The organism is Pseudomonadota bacterium (genome assembly GCA_018242545.1).
Lineage (GTDB): Bacteria > Pseudomonadota > Alphaproteobacteria > 16-39-46 > 16-39-46 > 16-39-46.
The window spans coordinates 1-2,548 of the sequence record JAFEBT010000107.1; the positions used below are offsets into that span (position 1 = coordinate 1).

Consider the following 2,548-nt stretch of genomic DNA (forward strand, 5'->3'; position numbering starts at 1 on the left):
CCTCAATATCTCTTCTCTCTCCTTCTTTGTCAATTTAATTGATGACACGCCCTAGAAAAGGAAGGTATAAAAGCGTTTTAAATTTTAAAATATTCAGAGGATAGATACGAAAACTTAGAAAAACAGTCAGTGTTAGGGCACAAAAATCAAGCGTAGACACAATAAGATTTTGATAAATAATATCTCGAATTTCAAATCCCATTTCCCGTAAAAGTCCGCCACAATAAAAATAAACAAAATAAAAATTAAAAGCAGCCCCTGAGGCAATCGCAAAATATGAAAATATTGTTTTCCAAGACACCTTCTCACGTTGCAATTTCTCTTTTAAAATAAGAAGTTTTTGAGTTTTTTCAGGCGCCTGTTGTTTGATATCGTCAAGTACTCTGTTTAAATGCCGCTTCATATCTATAAATGCCGGTGTTTCACGCAAACGTGTTCGAATAATTGACCCGATGACTGCAATCATTGCGCCAATCCAAAACCCACTTCTCCAGTTCAAGCCTTGATGCGTTACAAGATAAGAAATTCCAAGGGCTGCCATCGCTCCCATTCGGGATGCACATCCTATAAATCCAACAACAGAATATTGCACAGGAGGCTTGGTCAGCTCTGTTAAATAAATTTCAGCTCCTATAATTTCTCCCATGGAAGAAAGGCCTTGTGCAACTCGACAAATTGTTACAATCCAAGCTGCCGTAATTCCAATTTGGGCGTATGTTGGGAGCGTTGCCATGATAATACAAGAAATTGCCATTATCATTGTTGTTAAAATAACAGCAACTCTGCGTCCAAAGTTATCTCCAATATATCCTAAAAAAATTGCTCCAAGGGGTCTGAATAAGTATGTTGAACAAAAAGCAAAAGCCGTTAAGAGGGACTCTGTCTTCAAATCTGTCTTTGGAAAAAAGAGAACATTTAAAAAGACAGCCATATGAACATAGAGCATGAGATCAAAATATTCAAAAAGAGCGCCTAGTTGCAAAAGTCCTGCTGCTTCCTTTTGCTCTCTGTTAAGAGAAGACAAAAATGGTTTTAAAATCTTTTTCATTTGATTAAATCCTCTCTTGTTTTCTAAAATAACGCTTTAAAAATCTCAAAAATATTCCTTCATAAAAGACTTAAATAGAAAAGCTTTTCTTATTGGTCTTTATGCATAAAACAACTTAAAAAGTACAAGAAACATACGATACATTTGGCCTAAAGTTTCTTGTTGAAATTAGCGTCATCTCTTTAAAAAGATGACGCTAACATCATCTAATTCACCAAAAACTCACCTTATTTTACGTAAATGATTTATGAAAACTTGATCGCCATTGAAATAAATTTCCAAGGAAAGATCGCGTCGTACGATGTTCTAATATCTCATAATGATAAACGCCCCATAGAAAGCTTACTGTAAAAGGAATTAAGATAAAATAAAGTCCCCATGATCCAAAAAAATCTGTTAGAAACACAAGGCCAAAAGACGTTACAACAGCCATTAAAGACCGTGAGATAGCATAAATAAAGCTAACATATGTAAATCTTTTAAAAACAGGAAAATGCGCAAATAAAATAGCATCTGCTGGAATACCTGTTAGCCCGATCATGACACCAATAGCTTGTATTAAAAAGATTGTTAAGGGCGTTGGTGAGTTACTTAATAAAAAAGGAAATAAAATAAGAAAAGGAAGATAAAAAAGAGCTTTAAATTTTAAGATTTTTAAGGGATAAACCCAATAACTTAGATAAACAGTTAAAATCATCCCAGCCAGTTCAAAAATTGAAATTATAAAGTTTTGTTGGATTATTGCACCAGGTGTGAATCCCATCTCTTTTAAGAGCCCCCCACAATAAAAATAATTAAAATAAAGGCTTACAGCTGTTCCTGCCGAAATAACAAAATAAGCAAGCATCGTTTTCCAAGCAACTTTTTCACGCTTTAAAGTTTCTTGAAGCGCTAGTAATTTTTCTGCCTTTTCAGGACTCTTTTCTTTTACGTCTTCAAGGGCTCTTCTCATCCGACGTTTCATATCAACAAATTCTGGCGTTTCACGTAAGCGTGTGCGCGCAACAGATCCAACCACCGCAATAGCCGCTCCAATCCAAAAGCCATTTCGCCAATTAAACCCTTGACTGGTTACAAGCATCGCAATCCCAAGTGCGGCAACGGTTCCTAAACGAGATGCACAACCAATAAGCCCCACCGCTGGATAACGTGCTGGAGGCTTGGTAACTTCGGTCATATAAATCCCAGCTCCCAAAATTTCTCCCATCGACGATAACCCTTGTGCGACTCTACAAAATGTTACAAGCCAAGCTGCCGTAATCCCAATTTGAGCATAAGTTGGAAGCGTTGCCATAATAATGCAAGACATCGCCATAATCATCGTCGTCATAATAACCGTTGTTTTGCGGCCTAAATGGTCTCCAATATACCCAAATAAAAGGGCTCCAAAAGGCCGCAAAAGATAGGTTGAGCAAAAAGCAAAAGCGGTTAAAAGAGAAGCCGTCTTAGGATCTGTTTTTGGGAAAAAAAGATCATTTAAAAGAACAGCCATATGAACAT

At 36.6% G+C, this 2,548-nt stretch carries 2 protein-coding genes; both read right to left on the reverse strand.

All coding sequences use genetic code 11. The features are described from left to right. Positions 1-34 precede the first annotated feature (34 nt). Positions 35-1,048 (reverse strand): MFS transporter, encoded by a 1,014-nt coding sequence (locus JSS34_08720; GenBank protein ID MBS0186379.1) that lies wholly within the window; start codon positions 1,046-1,048, stop codon positions 35-37. Positions 1,049-1,280: 232 nt separating this feature from the next. Then, positions 1,281-2,548 (reverse strand): MFS transporter (locus JSS34_08725; GenBank protein ID MBS0186380.1); only part of this gene is annotated, 1,268 nt, incomplete at its 5' end.

Bases quoted from the DNA above. Each gene is read 5' to 3' on its own strand.
- JSS34_08720 (MBS0186379.1), bottom strand. From the start codon at position 1,048: ATGAAAAAGATTTTAAAACCATTTTTGTCTTCTCTTAACAGAGAGCAA.